The sequence below is a fragment of the Geobacillus thermocatenulatus genome, from assembly GCF_002217655.1.
GTDB lineage: Bacteria > Bacillota > Bacilli > Bacillales > Anoxybacillaceae > Geobacillus > Geobacillus thermocatenulatus.
The window spans coordinates 12,577-36,539 of the sequence record NZ_NEWK01000002.1 but is presented as its reverse complement, the minus strand read 5'-3'; the positions used below and the strand labels follow the sequence as shown (position 1 = coordinate 36,539).

Annotated in this window: 18 protein-coding genes and 3 CRISPR repeat arrays (1 of these 21 running past the window's edge); all 18 genes read right to left on the bottom strand. The window is 49.2% G+C overall.

Annotation, left to right across the window (positions count from 1 at the left end):
• Nucleotides 1–13: 13 nt before the first annotated feature.
• The 18 genes from urtE to B9L19_RS08860 all read right to left on the bottom strand — a co-directional run bounded on the left by urtE (nucleotide 14) and on the right by B9L19_RS08860 (nucleotide 23,353).
• The gene (gene urtE, locus B9L19_RS08950) at nucleotides 14–715 is read right to left on the bottom strand and encodes an urea ABC transporter ATP-binding subunit UrtE (protein ID WP_025950866.1); all 702 of its coding nucleotides are present in this window, start codon (nucleotides 713–715) and stop codon (nucleotides 14–16) included.
• On the bottom strand, nucleotides 694–1,458 hold the full coding sequence (urtD, locus tag B9L19_RS08945) for an urea ABC transporter ATP-binding protein UrtD (protein WP_047753034.1): 765 nt from the start codon (nucleotides 1,456–1,458) through the stop codon (nucleotides 694–696). Before urtD ends, urtE begins: the two co-directional genes overlap by 22 nt.
• Nucleotides 1,433–2,491 carry an urea ABC transporter permease subunit UrtC gene (urtC, locus tag B9L19_RS08940; protein WP_047753045.1) on the bottom strand — a complete coding sequence of 353 codons (1,059 nt, stop codon included), beginning with the start codon at nucleotides 2,489–2,491 and terminating at the stop codon, nucleotides 1,433–1,435. The genes urtD and urtC overlap by 26 nt, the downstream gene beginning before the upstream one ends.
• Before the next feature lie 11 nt (nucleotides 2,492–2,502).
• Complete coding sequence (urtB, locus tag B9L19_RS08935) at nucleotides 2,503–3,396, bottom strand: urea ABC transporter permease subunit UrtB (RefSeq protein ID WP_047753033.1); 894 nt, start codon at nucleotides 3,394–3,396, stop codon at nucleotides 2,503–2,505.
• 60 nt (nucleotides 3,397–3,456) lie between these two features.
• Entirely contained in the window at nucleotides 3,457–4,713 is a 1,257-nt protein-coding gene (gene urtA / locus B9L19_RS08930) for an urea ABC transporter substrate-binding protein (protein ID WP_047753044.1), read from the bottom strand.
• 289 nt (nucleotides 4,714–5,002) lie between these two features.
• Entirely contained in the window at nucleotides 5,003–5,536 is a 534-nt protein-coding gene (locus B9L19_RS08925) for a PDC sensor domain-containing protein (RefSeq protein WP_241771981.1), read from the bottom strand.
• A 136-nt stretch (nucleotides 5,537–5,672) separates the two neighbouring features.
• Nucleotides 5,673–6,533, bottom strand: coding sequence for a methyl-accepting chemotaxis protein (locus B9L19_RS08920; protein WP_244182583.1), 861 nt, complete (start codon nucleotides 6,531–6,533; stop codon nucleotides 5,673–5,675).
• A 117-nt stretch (nucleotides 6,534–6,650) separates the two neighbouring features.
• Nucleotides 6,651–8,000, bottom strand: coding sequence for a GntP family permease (locus B9L19_RS08915; RefSeq protein WP_025950860.1), 1,350 nt, complete (start codon nucleotides 7,998–8,000; stop codon nucleotides 6,651–6,653).
• A gap of 134 nt (nucleotides 8,001–8,134) precedes the next feature.
• A complete protein-coding gene (gntK, locus tag B9L19_RS08910; protein WP_047753032.1) occupies nucleotides 8,135–9,679 on the bottom strand; it encodes a gluconokinase in 1,545 nt (514 codons plus the stop codon).
• Between the two features lie 17 nt (nucleotides 9,680–9,696).
• Nucleotides 9,697–10,713 carry a LacI family DNA-binding transcriptional regulator gene (locus B9L19_RS08905; RefSeq protein ID WP_047753031.1) on the bottom strand — a complete coding sequence of 339 codons (1,017 nt, stop codon included), beginning with the start codon at nucleotides 10,711–10,713 and terminating at the stop codon, nucleotides 9,697–9,699.
• A 1,450-nt stretch (nucleotides 10,714–12,163) separates the two neighbouring features.
• Nucleotides 12,164–13,066, bottom strand: coding sequence for an Rpn family recombination-promoting nuclease/putative transposase (locus B9L19_RS08895; RefSeq protein WP_047753029.1), 903 nt, complete (start codon nucleotides 13,064–13,066; stop codon nucleotides 12,164–12,166).
• Between the two features lie 173 nt (nucleotides 13,067–13,239).
• Nucleotides 13,240–13,859: a CRISPR direct-repeat array (repeat unit 30 nt; unit sequence GTTTCAATCCCTCATAGGTACGATAAAAAC).
• Between the two features lie 98 nt (nucleotides 13,860–13,957).
• Nucleotides 13,958–15,452: direct repeats of the CRISPR family, unit length 30 nt; unit sequence GTTTCAATCCCTCATAGGTACGATAAAAAC.
• 183 nt (nucleotides 15,453–15,635) lie between these two features.
• Nucleotides 15,636–16,571, bottom strand: a complete 936-nt coding sequence (locus B9L19_RS08890) for an AEC family transporter (RefSeq protein ID WP_047753028.1) — start codon at nucleotides 16,569–16,571, stop codon at nucleotides 15,636–15,638.
• 59 nt (nucleotides 16,572–16,630) lie between these two features.
• On the bottom strand, nucleotides 16,631–17,317 hold the full coding sequence (locus tag B9L19_RS08885) for a response regulator (protein WP_025950855.1): 687 nt from the start codon (nucleotides 17,315–17,317) through the stop codon (nucleotides 16,631–16,633).
• A gap of 49 nt (nucleotides 17,318–17,366) precedes the next feature.
• Nucleotides 17,367–18,965, bottom strand: a complete 1,599-nt coding sequence (locus B9L19_RS08880; RefSeq protein ID WP_025950854.1) for an ATP-binding protein — start codon at nucleotides 18,963–18,965, stop codon at nucleotides 17,367–17,369.
• 79 nt (nucleotides 18,966–19,044) lie between these two features.
• Nucleotides 19,045–20,571 (bottom strand): tripartite tricarboxylate transporter permease, encoded by a 1,527-nt coding sequence (locus B9L19_RS08875; protein WP_047753027.1) that lies wholly within the window; start codon nucleotides 20,569–20,571, stop codon nucleotides 19,045–19,047.
• A 13-nt stretch (nucleotides 20,572–20,584) separates the two neighbouring features.
• Complete coding sequence (locus B9L19_RS08870; RefSeq protein WP_047753026.1) at nucleotides 20,585–21,040, bottom strand: tripartite tricarboxylate transporter TctB family protein; 456 nt, start codon at nucleotides 21,038–21,040, stop codon at nucleotides 20,585–20,587.
• A 52-nt stretch (nucleotides 21,041–21,092) separates the two neighbouring features.
• On the bottom strand, nucleotides 21,093–22,133 hold the full coding sequence (locus B9L19_RS08865; protein ID WP_047753025.1) for a Bug family tripartite tricarboxylate transporter substrate binding protein: 1,041 nt from the start codon (nucleotides 22,131–22,133) through the stop codon (nucleotides 21,093–21,095).
• Between the two features lie 380 nt (nucleotides 22,134–22,513).
• Complete coding sequence (locus tag B9L19_RS08860; protein WP_089113913.1) at nucleotides 22,514–23,353, bottom strand: RpnC/YadD family protein; 840 nt, start codon at nucleotides 23,351–23,353, stop codon at nucleotides 22,514–22,516.
• Nucleotides 23,354–23,522: 169 nt separating this feature from the next.
• A CRISPR array of direct repeats spans nucleotides 23,523–23,963; the repeat unit is 30 nt; unit sequence GTTTCAATCCCTCATAGGTACGATAAAAAC; it runs 657 nt beyond the window's last position.

The window sequence follows — 23,963 nt, the reverse complement described above, 5'->3', positions numbered from 1 at the left end:
ATCCTCCTGTTGCTTAAACCGCAAGAAACGATTGAATATGATCCAGATCAGCGCCATCGACATCCCCTTTCGCCACGACAGCGCCGCGGTCGAAAATATAGAAATGATCGGCACAAGCAAACGCCAGTTCCACGTTATGTTCGACCAATATGATGCCAACCTGCTTTTCTTCGGCGATTTTCATAATCGCATCATGAATCAACGCAACGATCGAGGGCTGAATGCCTTCCATCGGTTCATCAAGCAGCAGCAGTTTCGGCCGGCCGGCCAACGCACGGGCAATGGCCAGCTGTTGCTGCTGTCCGCCGCTTAAATCCCCTCCTTTTCGCTGGCGCATCTCTTTTAAAATCGGGAACAGCGCGTACATTTCATCAAGGGTCGGCTGGGGACGGACTTTTTCGGCCTGCGCTTCCAGCCCGAGAAGAATATTTTCCTCCACCGTCAACGCAGAAAAAATTTCCCTCCCTTGCGGCACATAGCCGATCCCCGCTCGCGCCCGCCGCTCCGGCGGCCAGCGCGTGATATCTTCCCCCTCCCATTCGATGACGCCTGACATCGGGCGAATCAACCCGATGATCGTCTTCATCAACGTCGTTTTTCCAACCCCGTTTCTGCCCAACACCGCCGTCACCCGACCAAGAGGAACATTCATGTCAACATGATCGAGCACCACACTCCCGTCATAGCCAGCCGTTACATCCCGGAGGCGCAGCACGCGTTTTTCCCCCTTCCAAGGTACACATCGATCACTCGTTCGTTTTGCTGCACTTCATCCATCGATCCTTCGCACAATACTTTTCCTTCATGCATGACGGTCACTTGTTTGGAATAGCGGCGGACAAAGTCCATATCATGCTCGACAATAATGACCGCACAATGTTCGGCCATTTCATGGAGCCATTCCCCCGTGCGCTCCCGCTCCGCCGCACTCATGCCGGCGATCGGCTCATCCAATAGGAGGAGCTGCGGACGCTGAATGAGCTGCATGCCGATTTCCAACCACTGCTTTTGGCCATGAGACAGCGAGCCCGCTAAGCGATGACGTTCATCGAGCAATCCAATTTTCTCTAGCTGTGCTGCCATCATTTCTTTCTCTTCTCCAGTCAGCTTCGCCCGCAAAACGGAACGCAGACGCCGATCTTGTCGCATGGCTAACTCCATATTTTCCCACACCGTCAAAAACGGAAAAATGGAAGGGCTTTGAAACTTCCGGGCGATCCCTATTTGCACGATCTCATATTCCGGCCGTTGCGTGATGTCATGGGAAAAAAACAGCACCCGCCCGTCCGTCGCTCTCGTCCGCCCGCAAATGACATCGAGCAGCGTCGTTTTTCCAGCTCCGTTCGGACCGATCAAAAATCGCACTTCATGGGGGTAAACCACGAGATCGACGCCTTGCAAAGCGCGAAATCCATCGAAGTCAACGACGACGTCACGACACATCAACACGGGCTTCACATTCATGCCCCCTTTTTTCTTTGATGCGAACGGCAGCGAGCGATTCATAAATGCCCGCCAATCCCTTCGGAACAAACAGCACAACAACGACAAACAAGGCGCCTAACAAAAGCAGCCATAGATCTGGATAATTTTCGCTTAAAAAGCTTTTCGCCGTGTTCATGACGATCGCGCCCATAATCGCGCCCATGAGCGAGTGGCGTCCGCCGACAGCAGCCCACAGCACCATTTCGATTGAAGGAATAATCCCCATCATCTCCGGGGAAATGAGCCCGACTTGCAGGACAAACAATGCGCCTGCCACTCCGGCAAAGGCGGCTGACAAACTATACACAAACACTTTATAGACGGTCGGATTAAACCCTAAAAAACGAACCCGATTTTCAGCGTCGCGAATGGCAATGAGCACTTTTCCTAGCCGACCAGTCGTTAGACGGCGCGTCATAACGAAAATGAGGGCAAGAACAGCTGCTGTCAGCCAATACAACACAATTTGCGTAAGCGGCGATGATAACGAAAAGCCGAACACGGTCGAAAAATTGGTCAAGCCGTTCGTTCCACCCGTCCATTCTTGCTTGCCGATAAACAGCGTAACAAACACGACAACAACCGCCTGGGAAAGGAGAGAAAAATAGACGCCTTGAATCCGATTTTTAAACGTGAAATAGCTTAATAGCGCAGCGAGCAATGTAGGAAGAGCGATCGCGGCGGCGATGGCCACCATCGGATGCGCAAACGGCTTCCAAAACCACGGCAGTTCGCGCACGCCGCTCCATTCCATAAAATCAGGCAAATGCCCTCGCGAAGCTTCGAGCTTCAAATACATCGCCATGCAATAAGCGCCCAATCCGAAATACACCCCATGGCCAAGGCTCAAAATGCCGGTATGTCCCCAAATGAGAGAAATGCCGACCGCCACGATGGCAAAGCAAAGAAATTTGCCGAGCAAAGACAAGCGAAACTCAGTTAAATAAAATGGCGCAAGAAACAAAGCGGCGAAAAACAGCCAGTATCCCCAACGTTTGTTCACGATGCTCCCTCCCCTCAATCGAGCGACCGCGTCCTCAAGCGAAGAAGACCGGACGGTTTCCATTGCAAGAACGCAATAATGAGAACGAACACAATGACTTTAGCGATGGTGGCGCTTGTGGAATATTCGACGAACGTCGAAATCAAACCAATGCCAAACGCTCCCACCATCGTCCCAGCCAGTTTTCCCACTCCCCCTAAAATGACGACCATAAAAGCATCGACAATATAGTATGTGCCGATCGTCGGCCCGATTGGCCCAAGCAAGGTCAACGCGCATCCCGCCACCCCTGCCAATCCTGAACCGATCGCAAACGAGTAAGCATCGACCTTTGGCGTGGCAATGCCGAGACAGGCCGCCATCGGCCGGTTCATGGTGACAGCCTGAATGCGTCGGCCAGCTCGTGTTTTCGTTAAATACATATAAAGAAAGAAAACGATCACCAACACAAGACAGAGAATAAACAACCGTTTATACGGAAACACCGCTCCAAATAAGTGGATTCCTCCATCCAGCCAGCTTGGCGGCACAACCGCCACGTTGGGCGCCCCAAAGATGAGACGGGCCGTCTGTTGCAAAATCAAACTGATCCCCCATGTCGCCAACAAACTGTCCAGCGGGCGGTGGTACAAATGGCGGATCAAGCTTTTTTCCAACCCCCATCCAAGCAAGGCAGCGATGAGAAACGACGACGGAATGGCAATGACAAAGTACATCCCCGCTGATTGCGGCGCATGATGGGCAAAGATTTGTTGAATGACGTAGGTTGTATACGCGCCGACCATCATCAGTTCACCATGCGCCATATTGATGACGCCCATCAATCCAAAGGTGATCGCCAACCCAATGGCGATCAAAAGCAAAATCGAACCGACGCTCAGCCCGTTGAATAATTGGTCAATAAGCATCGCCGTCCCCCTTTCATGTCCGCTGGGCGAGAAGGAAGGACACGCCTTCCTCCCATGCAACTATTCACTTAATCCTTTCCCCCATGGGTAGCTTTTTAAATACGGATCCGGCTTCACCGGCTGACCGGAATTCCATAACTCTTTGAATTGTCCGTCGGCTTGGATTTCGCCGATGCGCACCGTTTTCCATAGATGTTGCGTTTCCCCGTCAATTTTCACCGTTCCTTCCGGCGCCTTGTATTCAAGGCCGGCCGCCGCTTTTTTCACTTGATCCACATCAAAGGAGCCGGCTTTTTTCACTGCTTCGGCCCATAAATGAACGGCTGTATACGCCGCTTCAATCGGGTCATCGGTCACGCGGTCTTGCCCGTACTTTTCTTTATACTTTTGAACAAATGCCTTATTCTCCGGTGTATCGGTCGTCTGAAAATAGTTCCACACAGCCAAATGACCGGCCAATACATCCGGCCCGATCCCGCGGATTTCTTCTTCTGCGATGCTGACGGACATCACCGTCACGTCTTTCGGTGTGATGCCAGCGTCTTTCAACTGTTTGAAAAAGGCAACATTGCTATCGCCGTTGAGTGTATTGAAGACGACAGCCGGTTTCACTTGTTTGATTTTGCTGATAATGGTGCTATAATCGGTATGGCCGAGCGGCGTATATTCTTCCCCGACCACTTGCCCACCTTCGGCCTTCAACTGGGCCTTGATGATTTTGTTCGCTGTCCGCGGAAAGACGTAATCCGATCCAAGCAAGAAAAACGTTTTGCCGCGGTTTTTCAAGAGCCAGCTGACCGCCGGAACGATTTGTTGATTCGTCGTCGCCCCAGTGTAAAAGATGTTCGGAGACGACTCCATCCCTTCGTATTGCACCGGATACCAAAGCAGCCCGTTGTTTTGCTCCACAACCGGAAGCATCGCCTTGCGGCTCGCCGATGTCCAACCGCCGAAAATGGCGGCCACTTGATCTTTTTGCAGCAATTTTTTCGCCTTTTCGGCAAATGTCGGCCAGTCGGACGCTCCATCTTCCACAATCGGTTCAATCTTCTTGCCGAGCAGCCCGCCCGATGCATTGATTTCCTCAATGGCCATTAACTCGGCATCGCGCAACGATACTTCACTGATGGCCATCGTTCCGCTTAACGAGTGAAGGATTCCTACTTTGACCACATCCCCTTCTTTGCCAGCCGAAGATGAATCATTTTGATTCTCGTTTTTGGCTTGATCCACTGCTGATGACGCCGCACATCCCCCAAGAGCAAAAACACTGACGCATAAAAGCAGCCATAATTTCCACATGAATGTTGGTTTCATTTGCACACCCTTCCCCCTATTCATTTCGAAAATCGATGAATTCCTATACCTCATTCATCTAAAAGAGCACATCCCTCCCTTGTTCCTCAAAAGTGATGAGTATTCTCCGTTTTGAGGATTTGTTCTTGATTCGCAGTATAAGGCCCATGTTTCACGGATTCAACAAAATTGTCATATTTTATTACACAATTTTGTTATATTTATTATCAATCATCTTCCGATCAATCAGCCAGGTTGAAAAACAAAAAATGCCCCAAAAAGGCGCATGTGCGCCTTTTTGGGGCATCTTTCATTTCGAAAGCGCCAAATCCGCTCCGATGACTCCGACAATTTGACCGTTATGATCCGTAATAGGAGCGGACACCGTGACGCAAAGATGTTTTGTCAATGCCGATACATACGGATCGGAAACATACACTGTCCCTCTACAAGCTTCCTGAAACCACGACCGGACTTTGGCGTTGACCAAGCCCGCCGGCGGATTGGAATAGACAAACGCCCCATCAAGACGATTCGACCAGACAGCCTCAATCTCTCCATTCTCAGATAAAAATCGGTCCAGCACGCGTCGGTGCATGGCCTCATCCATCTGTTCCAACGGAGCTGACTGAAGCAAAGCGGATAGTTTCTGAATCATGTTTTTCACGACCGCATCATCGACAGAAATCGTTTCTCTCATCCAATCACGCCCGACCGTTTGTTGCAGCTCCTCCGCTGTCTTTTGCAGCGCTTCATTAATGCGTAAAATCTGTTCGACGCTTTCATGCTGTTCGTTCATATCCGCCGTCACGTGCTCGACAAACCGTTGATTTTCCCGGCTCAATTGCACGATTTCTTCTAGAAGGCCGGTGATTTACACTAGGAACAGCTTCTTGAAACCGCTCTCCAAGTAAAAAAACTTGTAGCATCAGTCCCTAATTTCACGCGTTCACCCATCGATCAAGGCAAACAGCGGTTTTTCACCGGCCTTCTAGGAGAACGGCGATTTCTTTCACGCTGTCCGACTGCCCAGACGCTGACCGGACAGAAGAGGAGACGAGGTCCGTCATATCATTCAGCCGCCGCTGCAGCGAATGAAGGAATGACATAATCGCTTCCATTTCTTTCTCTTCGACATCGATTTGCTTTGTTTCTTCGCGAACGATATCGGTTGTCGCTGCGATTTCGCGTTGAATCAGAGACAAAATATCCTGTGTTTGTTGGACAGCTTCCGACGTTTGGTTCGCCAACATGCCGATTTCCCGCGCCACAACCGCAAACCCGCGCCCATGTTCTCCCGCACGAGCCGCCTCAATATTGGCATTGAGCGACAAAATTTTCGTTTTCTGTGAAATATCGCCGATCGCTGATATAATTTCATTGATGCGTCGCGAATGATGAACGAGATGGTCCATTTGTTTCAACAACGTTTCATGATGGGAGCGCAGTGTTCGAATTTCTTTTTGCAACGTCTCCAATGAATTCCATGAATGCAGCCAATGTTCGGAAAACTGCTGGCTGCTCGCATACATATCACGCGAAGATGCAGCGATTTCTCTAGCCGCCTCCTCGATTGTCCGCATTTTGTTCGCCACTTTTTCCGTATACTCCACCGTTTTCTCGCTGTGATCCATCAGCTCTGCCGCACTGTTCCGGCTTGAATCGGAAATGTCATTCAGCGAAAGCGCTGCTATCTTCATCTGTTCCATCACCGCTTTGAGCTGATCGACAGCCACGACAATTTGCCTTGCAATTTGTTGCGATCCTCCCTCAGTGTCCTCACGTCGAGGCTGATCCAGTTCGCACTTTGTTTTTCGTTCCCCACGTCTCGCAAAAATCAACAGGCGTCACTCCTTATGTCATTTTTTATTACATAATTATAATATAAAATATGACAAAAGGACATATAAAAATAAGACGCCCGTTCTTCTAAAAACGAGCGTCTTGCCTAGAAAAGGCTAGAGAACCATATTCAATAACAAAATGAAGACAAACGCCACCACCGAAATAATCGTCTCCATCGCTGTCCATGTCATGAGTGTTTCTTTTACCGTCATGCCGAAATACTCCTTGATCATCCAGAAGCCAGAATCGTTGACGTGCGACAAGATCAATGAACCCGCGCCGGTCGCCAAGACGAGCAGTTCCATATTCGTTCCCGGCATGGTAGCCGCGATGGGGGCAACGATGCCGGCAGCGGTCATCATTGAGACAGTCGCTGACCCCGTCGCTACACGGATGAGCGCCGCAATGCCCCATCCTAACAGGAGCGGAGAGAAGTGCGAGTGTTTCGCCACTTCCGCGATTTGTTCGCCGATGCCGGAATCAAGCAACACTTTGTTGAATGCGCCGCCCGCCCCGATGACAAGCAGAATGTTCGCGACCGGTCCGAGGCAGTCATTGGCGAATTGAAGCACCTTGTCCCGGTTGAATCCGCGGGCGTAACCCAAGCTAAAGAACGAATAAACCGTCGCAATCAAAAGCGCAACAATCGGGTCGCCGATAAAGCGCAGCACTTTCGCTGCTTCCGATTTTTGATCCAGCGTTACATTCGCAACCGAGGCAACCAACATCAAAATGACCGGAAGCAAAATCGTGAACAGCGTATTGCCAAAGCCAGGAAGCTCACGTGCTTCTTTATGCTGCACAAGCTGTTCGGCAATCTCCGTCGGCACTTTTTTGTACAGGCGCGAACCGATCCATTTGCCGTACAGCGGACCGGCAATAATGGCAGTCGGCAAGCCGACGATGATCGAGTAAAGGATCGTTTTTCCGACATCCGCCTTAAAAATGCCGACTGCCGCCATCGCCGCCGGGTGCGGAGGGACAAGCCCATGCACGACGGACAAACCAGCGACAAGCGGAATACCGATCGTGACCAGTGAAATGCCCGTTTCCATCGCAATCGTAAAGACAAGCGGAATAAGCAAGACAAACCCGACTTGGAAAAAGACCGGAATCCCGACTAAAAAGGCGACGACCATCATCGCCCAATGGACGCGTTTTTGGCCGAAGCGGTCGATCAACGTTTTCGCAATGCGCTCAGCGCCGCCTGATTCGGCCATCATTTTGCCGAGCATTGTCCCAAGCGCCAAGACAATCGCTAAAAAGCCGAGCGTATTGCCAAGCCCCGCCTTGATCGAATCAATGATGCCCGGCGTTTCCGGAGACGGCGCGATAAGCGGCATGCCCATCGCCAGTCCGACGCCGACAGACACTAAAATGAGTGCGACAAACGGATGCATTTTCGCCATAGTAATGAGCAATAATAACACGATAATAGCAGCAACAACAATGGCGATTCCCATCACAAGCTCCTCCTTTATCTTTGAGATAAATCGATTTAGTGAACAAAGCAAACGTTTTCAGTTCTTTGAAGGCAAGAGCTAAATCGATTTAGCGCCCGATCATAGCTAGCTAAATCGATTTAGTTTTCCTCCCTTTACCCACTCCGCCGCTGAAACGCGGCGATGATGTCAAACTCCGCTTTCAGCCGCTCATACAAGCGGGCATACAAGTCAAACAGTTCAGCGTAAATGAGCGTATGTTCTTCCTTCGGTTCATGACGGGCTGTCGTGTCGATCCACGTTTTTACCGTTTCCAGCGATGGCAGCTCGCCTAATGCGTAAAGCGCCACCGCAGCCGCCCCCAACGCCGACGCCTCGTGCGTCTGCGGCACGATGAGCGGTTTGCCGAGCATATCAGAAAGCATTTGCCGCCAAAACGGCGATTTGGCGAATCCGCCCGAGACGCGGATTTCCGTCATCGGCCCGGTGACGTCGCGAATGGCTAAAGCGACCGAGAGAATGCTGAAGCAGACGCCTTCCATGACAGCGCGGATGAAATGCTCGCGCTTATGATGAAGGCCAAGGCCGAAAAACGTCCCGCGCGCGTTCGCATTCCAGTACGGCGCCCGCTCACCCGACAAAAACGGCAAAAACACAAGCCCTTCCGCCCCCGGCGGGACGCGTTCCGCGTATTTCGTCAACAAGTCATACGGATCCATGCCGAGCTTTTTCGCCACTTCCCGCTCGTGGGCGCCGAACTCGTCGCGCAGCCAGCGAAGCAAAATGCCGCCGTTGTTCGTCGGTCCGCCGACGACCCAATAGCCGGGCGTCAACGCATAACAAAACGTCCGCCCTTTTTCGTCCGTCGTCGGAGCCGCGGCAATCGTCCGCACCGCCCCGCTCGTTCCGATCGTGATGGCCGCTTCACCTGGGAGCACCGCCCCGACGCCGACATTGGCGAGCACGCCGTCGCTTGCTCCGACGACAACAGGCACATCTGAAGCGACTCCCATTTTTTCCGCCCATTCTCTTTTCATGCCAGTCATAATATGCGTGGCAGGAACGAGCCGCGGTAGCTGGTCGCGGCGAATGCCGACAAGCGCAAGCGCCTCCTCGTCCCAATCGAGCGTGTCCAACCGAAATAAGCCCGTCGCCGATGCCATGGAATGGTCGGCGACATAGTCGCCGTACAGACGGTGCAACACATAATCTTTTACTGACACAAACCGCCGTGCTTGCTGAAATACGTCCGTCTGCTCTTCCTTGAGCCAAAGCAATTTCGATAGCGGCGACATCGGATGGATGGGCGTCCCCGTCCGCCGGTAAATGGCAAGCCCGTTTTGCTCTTTCAACAGCCGCTCCGTTTGCGCAACGCTTCGGTTGTCCGCCCAAATGAGGAGACGGGTGAGCGGCCGGCCCGACTCGTCAAGCGCCATAATTGAGTGCATCGCCGCACTCAAACCCATCGCTTTCACCTGTTCTGGGCGGATGCCGTGGCGGATCGTCACCGCCCCGACCGCTTGAACGACCGCCGCGAACAGTTCATCGGGATCCTGCTCGGCAAACCCCGGATGCGGCTGGATGATCGGATAGTCGACGGCGTGAGAAGCCAGCACCTTCCCCTGTCCGTCAAACACAACCGCTTTCGTGCTTGTCGTTCCAATATCAATCCCAATGACGACGTCCTCATGAATCGCCATCGTTTCTCCTCCCTTCTTCATTCCTTCCCCCGCCTGATCGATGTCCGTTCCATCAATGTCGGGGAGAAACGAAATACGCGCGGACCGTCGGCTTTTTTCACTTTCATTTGTTCAAACACGCGCTCAGCTGCTTTTTTCCCCATCGCAAACGTCGGCTGGGCGATCGTTGTCAGCGCCGGCGTGTAAATATCGGCAAACGGCACATCATCGATGTTGATGATCGCCACCTCATCCGGCACACGAACCCCTGCGTCTTTCACAAACCGCAAAACCCCCATCAGCGTCAAGTCGTTGATCGCAAACAAGGCATTAGGCCGCCTCGGTTCGGCAAATCGCTGTTTCAACACTTCCGGCAGCGCGTCCGGATCAGCGGCGATGATGTTCCCATCTTCAACGTCCAGCCCTCTTTTGCGCATAGCCGCCCGAAACCCTTCCAACCGCTCCATCCGCGGCACGTTGTAAGAGACAAGCGGCGGGGTGACAATCGCAATCCGATCGCGTCCCTGGGAAGCGAAATACTGAACCGCCATTTCCGCTGCACCTGCATTATCAAGCAGCACGCTGTCTGCCTCCACTCCCGGCACCATCCGGTCGACAAACACAAGCGGAAACCGTTCCTCGACAAGACGGCGATAGACGTCCTCGTTCTTCCCTGTTGGAAACACGATCAACCCGTCCACTTGCTTCGCCAGCAGCGTATCAACATATGTTTTTTCCTTATCCGGATCATCGCCGGAATTGCAGACGATCACTTGAAACCCGCGCTTTTGGCATTCCTCTTCAATGGCGTGCAGCACTTGCGTTGTCATCATATGAAGCATATTAAAAACAATCACGCCAATGGTCGCTGTCGTCTTTTGCTTCAAACTGCGGGCGATGATGTTCGGCTGATACCCAAGCTCTTCAATCGCCTCGGCGATGCGTTTTCTCGTCTCCTCGCTCATATACTCATAGCGCTTATTTAAGTATTGCGACACGGTGCTTTTCGAAACGTTGGCCAATTTCGCAACATCGGCCATCGTTACTTTTTTCAAAAGGGATCCCTCTCTCGCACTAAATCGATTTAGTTCAAAAACGTTTTCATAAACCGGTTTAGCTTTATTATAAACCAAATGAAAGCGGTTTACAATAGTTTTTGATGAAAATCCTAAAAATCACTGAACGGTATGCGGCCGTGACAGCTTGCCAATCGAGTGATGCCATTCCGCCCGAATGGATCGCGCCAAACGGCTTCGTAGAATCAGCGATATAACCTTAAACAGTAGAGGATTTTTTAAGAGCTGGCAAGCCTTTTTTATGCCATGAAGCTCTGCACTTTTCGTTGCAGAACTCTGTACTTTCATTTTGCACTAAACAATAAATTGATTCATTTTTATGAACAAATACCTATTTTTGATATGGTAATAAAGTTCCTTTTTTTAATTTTAATTTCCAATAAAATTTTAATTGTAAATATATAGGTTCTTCACCAAAAGTTGCACTTGACTTTTTCTGAACATCCCCTATTTACACTTGTGCTGAAAAATCAGTAAATGGATGATTTTTGCACATCTTTGTACAGGAAACCGCATTGCTTGTCAAGTACATGTTGTGGTGATGAACCAATATATAGTTGGTTTACCATAACATGTTCTTGTTGAACGATTGAGAATGAAGGGGAATGAAAAAGCTGGTAAACTGGATTCTTTTTGAATTAAAGTGTTGGGTTTGATTTGACTTATCTTTATTAAAACGACAAGAACAAAAAATTTATAATGAAAATAGTGAGTACGTAGGGACTCTTGGTATTGAACCTGTGCTCTCGGCAGGATCAAATGACAAAATGATATCAGCTTTAGCTTCATATAAAATCGGTACAGGGAATAGTACTTGGAAGATTTATTGGTATTCTGGAACTGTCAATTATCATTTTTATGTGGATATTAATATTAGTAGTACTGGGTTAGCCACAATAACGCGAGCTTATAATGGGTGGTATTTTATAACTCCGCCTTACACTGTTAAAAAAGATTGGGTCTCTATTCTTAGAAAAACAGAAACATATACTTTACCGGCCGAAGCTAGATATCATCTAACCCTTAATAGCATTTGGGGTGGAGAATGGACGATTTATTTATATGCTCGTGTGAAGAATCACACATTGTATACCGGTACCAATTAGAGAAAAGGAGAATGGGACATGCTGACTACCATGACGTCTATTTTCGGCTACCTTTTTATAGGTATCGTTATTTTAGCTGTTTTTATGGTTGTGAAATTCATAAGAAAACGGTAAAAAATTAGAAGACTGATGATAAAAGAAAAACGCCGTTCATAAGTCGAAACCGTTCATAAGTCGAAAAAGTGCCCAAAACACGGCGTTTCCAAAAAACCTCCCCTGAGAACGAAACGTCCGAAGGCTTTAACGAGACGGCCGCCGCCCTTTATGAAGAATTTGACGCCATTGCGGGCGGCGACGTTCGCTCCAGTCAGAGAGCATCCAACTTACTTCTTCACCTTCTCAATCGTCTCGACCGGCAGCCCGGTCAGTTCGTGAATCGTGTCGACATCGTACCCTTTCGCCAGCATTCTCTTCACCACGTCGAGCTTCCCTTCCTCGATTCCTTGTTGGCGTCCTTGCTTCATCCCCTGTTCGATTCCTTGTTGGATTCCTTTTTCCAGCCCCCGCTGTTCGTATGAGACGATGAGCTCCATCACACGTTTTGCTTCCTTCGTTTCCATTTGGCTCACCTCGTGTCGCCGTTTTGCTTCCTCCTCTTCGGATAGCCGCAAATACGTCTCGAAAAAACCGAACAACAGCCGCTGTTTCGCTTCATCCAGCTCGAGACGGACGAGCATGCGCAAAAATTCCTTTTTCACGTCGACTTTCTCCTCTTCATTATACCCCATTTTGCTTAACAAGGCAGCGGCGACGGGATTGTCCTGGCGGATGTACGCGCGCCACGGCAGTTTGCATAGCTCCACCGTTAAAAAGCGGAAGTCGAGAACGGTCAAAAACGGAAACTGGATGACCAATGAGGAAGGTTCGTCGTATTGTTCATCATAGCTGAAAATGGCGATCGGGAGAATGCGGCGGCGGTATTTTTGAAACAAGCGGCTGAAGTAGAGGAACATTCGCTCGGGGAAGGTCCGCTGGGTGTAGCTTTGATGCTCGACATGGACAATGACGAGCCCGTCTTCCCCTTTCACCTTTGTTTCGACCAACAAGTCGACGCGATGCTTTTCCCCAGCCGTCACATCGGTGAACAATTCTTCGGAGAGGAAAGAGAGATGGTGAACATCGATGTGCTCGTACACGTGAGGAAAGAAAAGAAGCAAAAACTCTTCGAAAAACGTCGACAGCAGCTCTTTGAACAACCGGTCATGATCGACGCGCTGTTTGGCCACATTTTCCCTCCCTGCATTGTCGGATTCACCGTACTGTATTCGCTCTTCGCGTCCAAATTCCTCCTTATCCCTCCCACGTTTTTTGGGCATGCGCCATTTCGCATTTGCTCTTTTCCTATGTCGAGCGGTAAAACAAGCTGAACTCAGCGGCGGCTCAGCTGTGGCGGGAAATAGTTTCAGTTCCTCATAGGTACGATAAAAACTCGCAGAATATGAAAAGCGCGCCGTCATGAATGAAGGTTTCAATCCCTCATAGGTACGATAAAAACCAACGTCGCAAAAGAAGCCAAAAGTGGCTGTAAATTGTTTCAATCCCTCATAGGTACGATAAAAACTCATTGTCATGACTGAATATCACGATATCGTCATCTTTGTTTCAATCCCTCATAGGTACGATAAAAACGGGCAAGGTTGTCGATTTCTTGACGTTCAGATGGGTTTCAATCCCTCATAGGTACGATAAAAACGGAAATGCCGTACGAAAGCAAATAGAAAAAAGTAGTTTCAATCCCTCATAGGTACGATAAAAACCAAATTCCATTTGATCACACAGTTGGCACTGAAATTGTTTCAATCCCTCATAGGTACGATAAAAACGTTAGCAACATCTGCAATCAAAAGCGGAAAAGCTAAGTTTCAATCCCTCATAGGTACGATAAAAACTCGTTACCCTCGTCACATTGTCATGACTTTCGTTTGTTTCAATCCCTCATAGGTACGATAAAAACAAAGTTGGACACATGATGCTCCGGACGTCCCTTTAGTTTCAATCCCTCATAGGTACGATAAAAACGATTCCGAGCGAGCAAATTATCCCGTTCTGGAAAGAGTTTCAATCCCTCATACGATAAAAACAGTTCGAAGCGACCGGACTTTCTTTCCGGTCGTCTGGGTTTCAATCCCTCATAGGTACGATAAAAACCACCATCACCGAAAGACCAACGCTAGCCAACGAAGAAAGTTTCAATCCCTCATAGGTACGATAAAAACGCAAACGCAACCGAAAGGTGGCGTGGCGGTACGTTGTTTCAATCCCTCATAGGTACGATAAAAACCGGCGTTTTCGAGGTGCTGCATTACGCCGAATTTTTGTTTCAATCCCTCATAGGTACGATAAAAACTGATTCGTTATGTAGACAATGTGATGAAATTTGAAGTTTCAATCCCTCATAGGTACGATAAAAACGAATCCTAAAATTCAGCCGGTCCAAAATTACCACTTGAGTTTCAATCCCTCATAGGTACGATAAAAACTGTCGTGACGCGAAATTGCCGAATGTTTGTCGTTTCAGTTTCAATCCCTCATAGGTACGATAAAAACGACCTTGGTCTGGAACATGATTTTTTGCACGATGAAGTTTCAATCCCTCATAGGTACGATAAAAACTTGTCTGCAATTCGGAATGCCTTGACTTGCTCTTCTGTGTTTCAATCCCTCATAGGTACGATAAAAACCTGCCGAATGTCTTTATCAAGGAGCATTTAGACCGATTAGTTTCAATCCCTCATAGGTACGATAAAAACGAGATGAGCGAATTAATATTCGTTTGCGATCGGACGGTTTCAATCCCTCATAGGTACGATAAAAACTGTCTCGATTTCAAAGGCTTCCTCGAACCACACCCAGGTTTCAATCCCTCATAGGTACGATAAAAACTAGAAATTGTAACATTTTTCAAGTTGGCGTTCAAAGGTTTCAATCCCTCATAGGTACGATAAAAACAATAAAAATCTCCATATTTTAAGCTGTCTTTAGCGTGTTTCAATCCCTCATAGGTACGATAAAAACCAGCTGTGTTCCTTCATGGGCTCGAACCGTTTTTTGAGTTTCAATCCCTCATAGGTACGATAAAAACTCGTATTGGTCACTTGTCAACGCCTCTACGGTAAAAAGTTTCAATCCCTCATAGGTACGATAAAAACGGTGTATTTTGTCGCCGAAAAAGGAAAAAGAAAAACGAGTTTCAATCCCTCATAGGTACGATAAAAACCACAAGGCTTTTCATAATAGAATCCTCTCCTTTATGTTTCAATCCCTCATAGGTACGATAAAAACCTACAATTGATTCTGAACATAAAACTTAACGAAATTAGTTTCAATCCCTCATAGGTACGATAAAAACGACTGCGTCAAAATCGTGGACATCCAGTTTTACGTAGTTTCAATCCCTCATAGGTACGATAAAAACTTGTCGACGGATTTGGTTTCTCATTTGAGTAAAAGGGTTTCAATCCCTCATAGGTACGATAAAAACGACTGCGTCAAAATCGTGGACATCCAGTTTTACGTAGTTTCAATCCCTCATAGGTACGATAAAAACGAAAAAGCGAAAGAAGCATATGAGAAGCATAAGAGGTTTCAATCCCTCATAGGTACGATAAAAACCAAAACCATGCGCATAAAATCAAGCTTTTCCCCTTTTGGCTGTTTTCAGAATAGCACGTTTCAAAAATTCTGTCAATACGGTCTAGCTGCGTTGGCTGTAGGAGTTTGACGCGAAAAGACATTGTCGTCGATCCCCCGGGATTTTTGCACGATTGGGGGTCGACGACAGCTTGCCCCCTGTTTTCATCCGCCAATCGGAAACAGCAGGCGGGCCGCATATACTGTGCCTGTCACGGTAATGGCGCTCAACAAGGTCGACACCAGCACTGCCTGGGCGGCGTAATCGGGGTGGCAGTCATACTCGAGCGCGTACAGCGCCGTATTGCGTGAACATGGATACGAACTGGCAATCAGCAACGCTTGAGCCGTCACGCCATCCATTCCTAATAGAAAGATCAAAGACGCAGCCAACAGCGGCGACACCATCAGGCGCCCAAGCACACTCACATACACAAGCGGCGGCAAGGCAGTAAACCGGGCGTAGGCGATTTGCGCTCCCAACGTAAAGAGAGCGATGGCTAAAAACGCATCGGCGACCCGCTGAAGCGGCGCCCATAGAAATGATGGGATGGAGATGTGAAGCCATCGACAGACCACACCGAGCAACAGCGCGTGAAGGACGGGATTTTTCCATATCTCCGCAGTCCATTTCTCCCTTTTTCCATTCCCGGATACGAACTGATATACCCCATATGTATTCGTCAAGAAATTTTGAAAGATCGTCACCATAATTTGAATCGTCGCCCCGAGCGGATGTTGATGAAATACAAGCTGACTGACCGGGATGCCGAAATTACCTGAGTTGTTCAACACAATGGTGTTTTGAAATACGGCTGACAAACTCCGTTCTAATTTGAACAACTTGGCCATCATCATACTCAAAACGATCAGTCCGCTGTTTTGCAACAAGAGAAATTCTAAGATGGCCGCCAACACCTTTCCATTCAACTCACTGTCATACACGTTGATGAATGCGACTGCCGGCAACAGGACGTACATGTTCAATTTGGATAACGTATTGAGGTCAAGATGAAAGAAGCGGTGAAGCCCTGCCCCCAAGCCGACAATCAATAACATCGGAACCATCACTTGCAATAAAATGCCGCTAAAAACAGCCAAGACGCTCTCCTCTCTTTCTTTATCCATATAATGCATGTTTCATTTTTGAAAATCCATATCTACATTTTCTTCTTGTAAACTCGTTCCGGCCGCCCAACGGATCCATAGGCAATATCGGCCGTCACCTGGCCGACAGAGACGAGATACTCCAAGTAACGACGAGCCGTCGTGCGGCTCGTGCCGATTTGCCGCCCCACTTCTTCAGCGGTGATGCCTTCCGGGCACTGTCTCACAACCGCCAACACTTTTTCTAAGGTCAACGGCTGAATGCCTTTAGGCAACATGGGCTGTTCCTTAACGGACACTTCTCTTCCCATTAAGGCATCAACCTCTTCTTGGCCAATCCACTCTTTCTCTTTCACCCACCGTTGCATTTTGTCATAGTACTCTTTATATCGATGCAATGTGTCGACGAATCGGTCGAACATAATCGGCTTGATAATGTAATCAAACACTCCGCCATGCAGCGCTTGCTTCAGCGCCTCCACTTCCCGTGCTGCGGTGATCATAATAATATCGATATCGGAAAAACGCTCTCGCACCCATTTCAAAAACGAAAGGCCGTTCATATTGGGAAAATAGACGTCAAGTAACAACATGTCTGGCCGCAATACCTCCGTCAATTCCCTTGCCTCTTCAGCGTTCGTGGCGATGCCGACCACTTCATAACCACTCACTTTCTCGACAAAGCGCCGATTAATTTCCGCAATGCGGCGGTCGTCTTCAATAATGAGTACACGAATCATCCCTCTGCTTCCCTCCGAGATATTGTGATGCATAGACCCGCGCTTTCTTTCAGCATAGATGGGCGCGGTTCAGCCTTTTCGGAATCATGACGGTAAACACCGTCCCCTCTTCCTGTTTCGACTGGCAGGTGATTTGCCCGCCAAGCATCGCGAGCGCTCGGTTCACTAGATCAAGCCCATACCCCCGCCCTCCGGCAGCCTTCGTTGAAAAACCGCGCTCGTAGATCCGTTCCGCTACAGCTGGGTCAATGCCTAATCCGTTATCCTCAACCTCAATAATTAAATCATCGCCAAGATCAGTCAAAAAAACGGCCACCCGTTTCTCTTTCTTTCCGTTATGGAGAACGGCTTCCATGGCGTTATCTACTACATTTCCAATAATGGTTACTAGATGGTCCCGGTCCATCCATGGCGGCACATCACGGAAACTGCTTTCCCGATCAATCTCAAACACAATTTTCAGCTCGTTGGCGCGATTGAACTTGCCGATCAGCAGCCCGCCGATGATCGGATCGGGAATTTCCTTCATCACAAACCGAACGATGTTTTGTTGCAAGTCGGTCTCTTTTGCGATCAGTTCAAGCGCTTCCTCATATGATTCTAGTTGAATCAGGCCAGAGATCAAATACAGCTTGTTGGAAAATTCGTGCGTTTGCGCGCGCAAGGCATCGGCATAACTGCGAAGCTGCGATAACTCTTTGGTCAAGCGATACAATTCCGATTTGTTTCGAAACGTCGACACCGCTCCGATCACGCGGCCCGTTTTATCTTTAATCGGAATGCGATTTGCAATGACCGTTTCTTCACCTAACGCCATTTCATCGTCAAATTCCGCCTGCCCCGTCCGAATGACTTCAGGCAGTCTCGAGTGGGGAATAAGCTGCAAGATCGGCATTCCCAGCACATCGCGTTCGTTCTCATACCCAAGCAGCTTCAGTGCCGTTCGGTTGACCATTGTAATCGTTCCCTCTTGATTGATGGCCACAATTCCTTCGCGAATCGCCTCTAAAATCGCTTGCTTTTCTTGGTAGAGCAAACCGATTTCTTCCGGTTCAAGGCCATGAATCGATTTCTTCACCGCCTTGGCGATCGCCACGGCCCCCACCGCTCCGAGCAAAAGGGCAAGAACAGAGAAGAGAAAAATCTTCAGGCTATATGACCACACCGTTTGTCGAATATCCTCTAGCAAAAAACCGACCGAAACAATGCCGATCATATGTCCGTTTTCATCCAAAACCGGCGCTTTTCCGCGGATCGCTGGACCGAGTGAACCAACCGCCTCCGAAATAATGGCCTTGCCTTTGAGCACCTCGCCGTTGTCGCCCCCGACCATCGGCTTGCCGATCCGGTCCGGCAGCGGGTGAGCATAGCGGATTCCTTGGCGGTTGCCGATGACGACGTATTCCGCCCCTGTCTTTCGGCGAATATATTCGGCAAACGGCTGCAAGCGCACGGACGGATCGGGGTCGCGGAACGCCTCGCGCACAAGCGGCGTGGACGCGACGGTTTCCGCCACGTTCAGCGCCCGCATGCCGATTTGTTGTTTGAGCGTCTCAGCAAACATATGTTGGAATAAAAACGTAAGAAACACGATGACAAACAAAAGCAGCGAACAAATGATCATCATCAATCTTGTTTGCAATTTCATCGTGCTGTCCCCCAAACGAAAAAATGAAAAGAAAGACCATCCTCCAACTATTTAAGGAAGAAAGCCTTTCTTTCTATTATTACATATCTTCATTGACAATGACGGTTTTTCCTCGTAATTTCATGAAAAACGGCACGGCAATCCACAACAAGGCGATGACCAACAAGACGAGCGAAATCGGCTTTTCAACGAACACGAGATAGTCCCCGTTGGATGCCGTCAACGCCCGGCGCATGTTGTTTTCAATCATTGGCCCCAGCACAAGCCCCAATACAAGAGGCGCAAGCGGGTAGTCGTGTTCCGCCAGCCAATAGCCGAGCAGTCCAAACGCCAACAATAGAAACACGTCAAACGTCGTCACTTGCACCGCATACACACCGAATATAGAAATGGCGATAATCAGCGGCAACAAATACTTCGTCGGTGTTTGGATGATTTTCGCAAATAGTTTCACAAGCGGCATGTTGAGAATTAACAACATCACATTTCCGATAAACATGCTCGCAATCAATCCCCAGGCGACAGCCGGATGTTCATCAAACAATAGCGGACCTGGCTGGACGTTGTACATAATGAGCGCTCCCATCAAAATGGCCGTCGTCCCAGACCCTGGAATCCCGAGCGTCAACAGCGGAATCATGGCGCCTCCAGACGCGCCGTTGTTCGCTGACTCGGGCGCCGCGACGCCGGCGATCGTCCCTTGTCCAAATTTTTCTGGATGTTTGCTGATTTTCTTTTCAAGAATATAAGAGAAAAACGAGGCCAACGTCGCTCCGGCTCCCGGCAGCACGCCGATGAAAAACCCAAGCAGCGACCCACGGGCGATCGGGCCGGCGCTTTCTTTCAAGTCCGATTTGGTCGGCAAGATGCGCCCGATTTTGGCAATGTCCCCGTCGTTCATCTCATTATGGAGAATGGACTTGAATACTTCCCCTAACGCAAACAACCCGACCGCTACGGTTAAAAACTCCAGCCCCCCGTACAAATAGGAAATGTTGTACGTGAAGCGTGCGACGCCAGAGACATTGTCCAGCCCGATCGTGGAAAGAAGCAGGCCAAAGACGGTCATGATCCATGCTTTCGTCATCGACTTGCCGGCAAGGCCGCTCACCGCGGCAAGCCCCAGCAGCATGAGCGAAAAATACTCGGCCGGACCGAACTTCAAGGCGACATTGGACAGCGGCTCCGCTAATAATACAAGGCCGATGAGCGACACAATCCCGGCGACAAACGAGCCGATCGCCGCAATCGCCAGCGCCGCCCCAGCCCGGCCTTGACGCGCCATTTGATAGCCGTCCAGCGTCGTGACAACAGACGATGATTCCCCGGGCGTGTTTAACAAAATTGACGTCGTCGACCCGCCGTACATCGCTCCGTAATAGACGCCTGCCAACAAAATGATCGAACTGGCGGCCGCCTGCTCGGGACTCAAGCCCGCTGTCATCGACGCCGTCACCGGAATGAGCAGCGCCACCCCGCTCATCGGCCCAATCCCAGGAAGCACGCCGACCGCCGTGCCGATCAACACCCCGATAAACGCAAACAACAAGTTATGCGGCTGAAGCGCCGTTTGAAACCCCTCAAGCAAAAACGATAGTGTGTCCATGATGCCCCTCCTTTCATTGGAACCAAATCGGCCAGCTCGGCAATGTTCCTTGCAGCAGTTTCACATAAAGGCCATATACGCCGAGGGAAAAGCTAGCCGCAAGGGCGATCGATTTCCACAGCGCCCCTTTTTCCATCGTTTGAAACCCAATCACAAGAAACAGAAACGTCGTGATCACATATCCAACCATTTCAAGCAGCCCCGCATAGAAAATGGCGGCGATGAAAATAACAAGAAACTTTTTATATTGCCTAGCCTGTTTCTCGCTTGTTGCCTCTGAATAACGTCTCGTCTCCAACAACAGTTTGATGCTTAAGAAAACCAACACAAGTCCAAGCAAAAACGGAAACACATTCGGCCCGACAGCGCTGCCGTAGGCGCTTTTCGATATGCGCAAACTTTCCACCATAAACAAAGCGCCCAAAGCCAAAAACGCCACCGCCGCGATACGGTCAGCCGTTTTGTTCATCGCTTTCCCTCCCGCTTTTGGAAAAAGGGGAAGAATACTCTTCCCCCTCGAGTTATTTATGCATCCCAAGCGACTTCAGCAGGTCGCCGACTTGCTGCTCTTGCTCTTGTAAAAATTTCGTAAACTCTTCGGAATTGCGGTACTCTGCTTCCCAACCTTGTTTTTGCAGCTCTTCTTTCCATTTTTCATGCTCAGACAGTTTTTTCAATGTCTCTTCCCAAAACGCTTTTGCTTCCGAAGACATTTCCTTCGGCCCGAACACGCCGCGCCAAATCGTAAACTCGGCATCAACGCCAAGCTCTTTCATCGTCGGCATGTCTTTCAGCACTCCGCCGAGGCGTTCCGGAGCGGAAACCGCCAGCACCCGCACTTTGCCGGCTTTCAAATATTCGCCAACCGAAGACGCATCCGTCGCAATCACATCCGCATTGCCGCCAAGCAGCGCCGCCATCGCTTCTCCGCCGCCATCGTACGAAACGTACTTAACTGATTTTGGATCGATGCCGGATTTGTAAATCGGCAAAATCGCCACTAAGTGGTCCATCGACCCTGGCGCCGACCCTCCGGCAATGGTGACGGATTTCGGATTTTGCTTAATGGCGTTCAGCAAGTCGGTCAACGTTTGAAACTTCGAATCCGCTTTAACGACAATCGCGCCAAAGTCTTTTGTCAACTGGGCGAGTGGGGTTGTGTCTTTGTAGCCGAACGGGCTGTTCCCTTCTTTTTTCAGGTTGTTGATGATAATCGGCGGCGAGTTGACAAACAACTTATAATCGTTTTTGACATCCTGGGTGGCGTACTCAGCCATAAAAACCGCCCCACCGCCGCCCGGTTTGTTTTCGACCGTCATCGTTTGTTTGACGAGCCCCGTCTCATCGAGCACTTTCACAATGGCGCGGGCCGTTAAATCCCAACCGCCGCCCGCCCCAGACGGAGCAACAATCGTAATCGGCTTCGTCGGATAGTTTGAGGCCGATGAGCCAGAGTTCGAACCGGATGATTTCGACCCTGCCGATTCATTGCCCCCACAGGCCGCCAAAGCCAGTGTCATCATCCCTGCGGCGAGCAATCCCCACCATTTCGTTTTCTTCATTTCTCCCTTGCCCCCTTGTTTTTGATAACGTTTTCAATCACAACCTTACCATGCTGTGGGATGAGTGTGAAGTTTTTGAAAATAAAATGAATTTTGTGCATTTTGTTCATGGACATATAGCCGACATGATCTCATATGGCCAAGACGCCTAGCGGAACGCCGGAGCCCCATAACAAAAAAAGGCCGCCTGCCTTTCAAGGCCGACGGTGCATAAAACGTTGGCACGGTACATACTTTCTGATTTTTGTTCCTCCTCTTTCATGTGACCGGACGATCATCCGTTTTCTACAATCGATCACTTACGAATCAGTGATTTCATCTGCCTCTTTTGCCGCCGCCAACTGTCCTCGTTAAATGGCCGCCTTTTGTATTGGATTCCATTACTCTTCAAGCAATTCCCAAACATCTTCCTCTGGAAGATCCACCAACCGGGCAATGTCTTCCACCGTCATTCCTTTGCGCGCCATGTTGCGGATCAGTTGTTTCATTCCTTGTTTCATTCCTTGTTTCATTCCTTGCTTCATTCCTTGCTGGATTCCTTGTTGAATCCCGCGTTTTATTCCTTCTTCCAATCCCTCTTTCCTTCCCTTTTGCTCATAGGAAATGATCAGCTCCAACACTTTTTCTCTTTCTTTCGTTTCCATCGCCTTCACCTCTCTTTGCAGTTGTTGCTCTTCCTCCTCCGACAGCTTCACATATGTTTCAAAAAAGCCCAACAAGAGCCGCTGCCTCGCCTCATCCAGCTCCAATCGAACCAACATGCGCAAACACTCTTTTTTCAACTCGACTTTCTCACTTTCAGTATACCCCATTTTGCCAAGGAGGGCAGCCGCGATCGGATTGTCATGCCGGATGTAGTCTCTCCAATGTTTCTTGCGCAGCTCTACGGGGAAAAAGCGAAACTGCAGCACGTCGCCAAAGGGAAACGCGATTGAGAACACGGATGGTTCCTCGCGAAGGGCATCATGGCTGAAGACAGCGATCGGAACGTTCTCCACATGAACGATGATCAGCCCATTTTCCCCTTTCAGCTTCGTCTCGACCAATAGATCGACGCGGTATTTTTCACCTGCCGTGACATCAGTGAACAGTTCTTCGGACAGGAAGGACAAATGGCGGAAATCAATGTGTTCGTGCATGTCGGGGAAAAAGAGGAGAAGAAACTCTTCGAAGAACGTTTGAATCAGCTCTTTGAACAATCGGTCATGATCAATGGCCATTTGATCACCTCTCTTTGAACGTGTTCCAGTATATCCATTCGCAAGTACAGACGGAAACTCCTGCATCGGAGAGGGAAAATGTTGTACGGTACTGTAGTGTTTCAGTCCTCTACAGATACGATAAAAATGTATTCCTGTACCACGTGATTTAACTGTTGAACAGATGTGTGTTTCAATCCCTCATAGGTACGATAAAAACTAATGTTTTTCATTTTATTCGTTTGAATGAAAAATAGTTTCAATCCCTCATAGGTACGATAAAAACTCATACGTTACAAAGCTACTGTATTTATATGGGTTATACGGTTTCAATCCCTCATAGGTACGATAAAAACGTTGCGGCAACTAATGCTTTTTGCCACAGTTCCAAGAGTTTCAATCCCTTATAGGTACGATAAAAACTCGAAATACATGGGAGAGCGATATTACGGCGTAAACGTTTCAATCCCTCATAGGTACGATAAAAACACAACCCGCTCGTTGTTCGTTGTCTTGTCTTTTGGTGAAGTTTCAATCCCTCATAGGTACGATAAAAACCCTCTATCCCGCCGCCGCGTCGGGGATGACGCGGTTGTTTCAATCCCTCATAGGTACGATAAAAACGATTCGA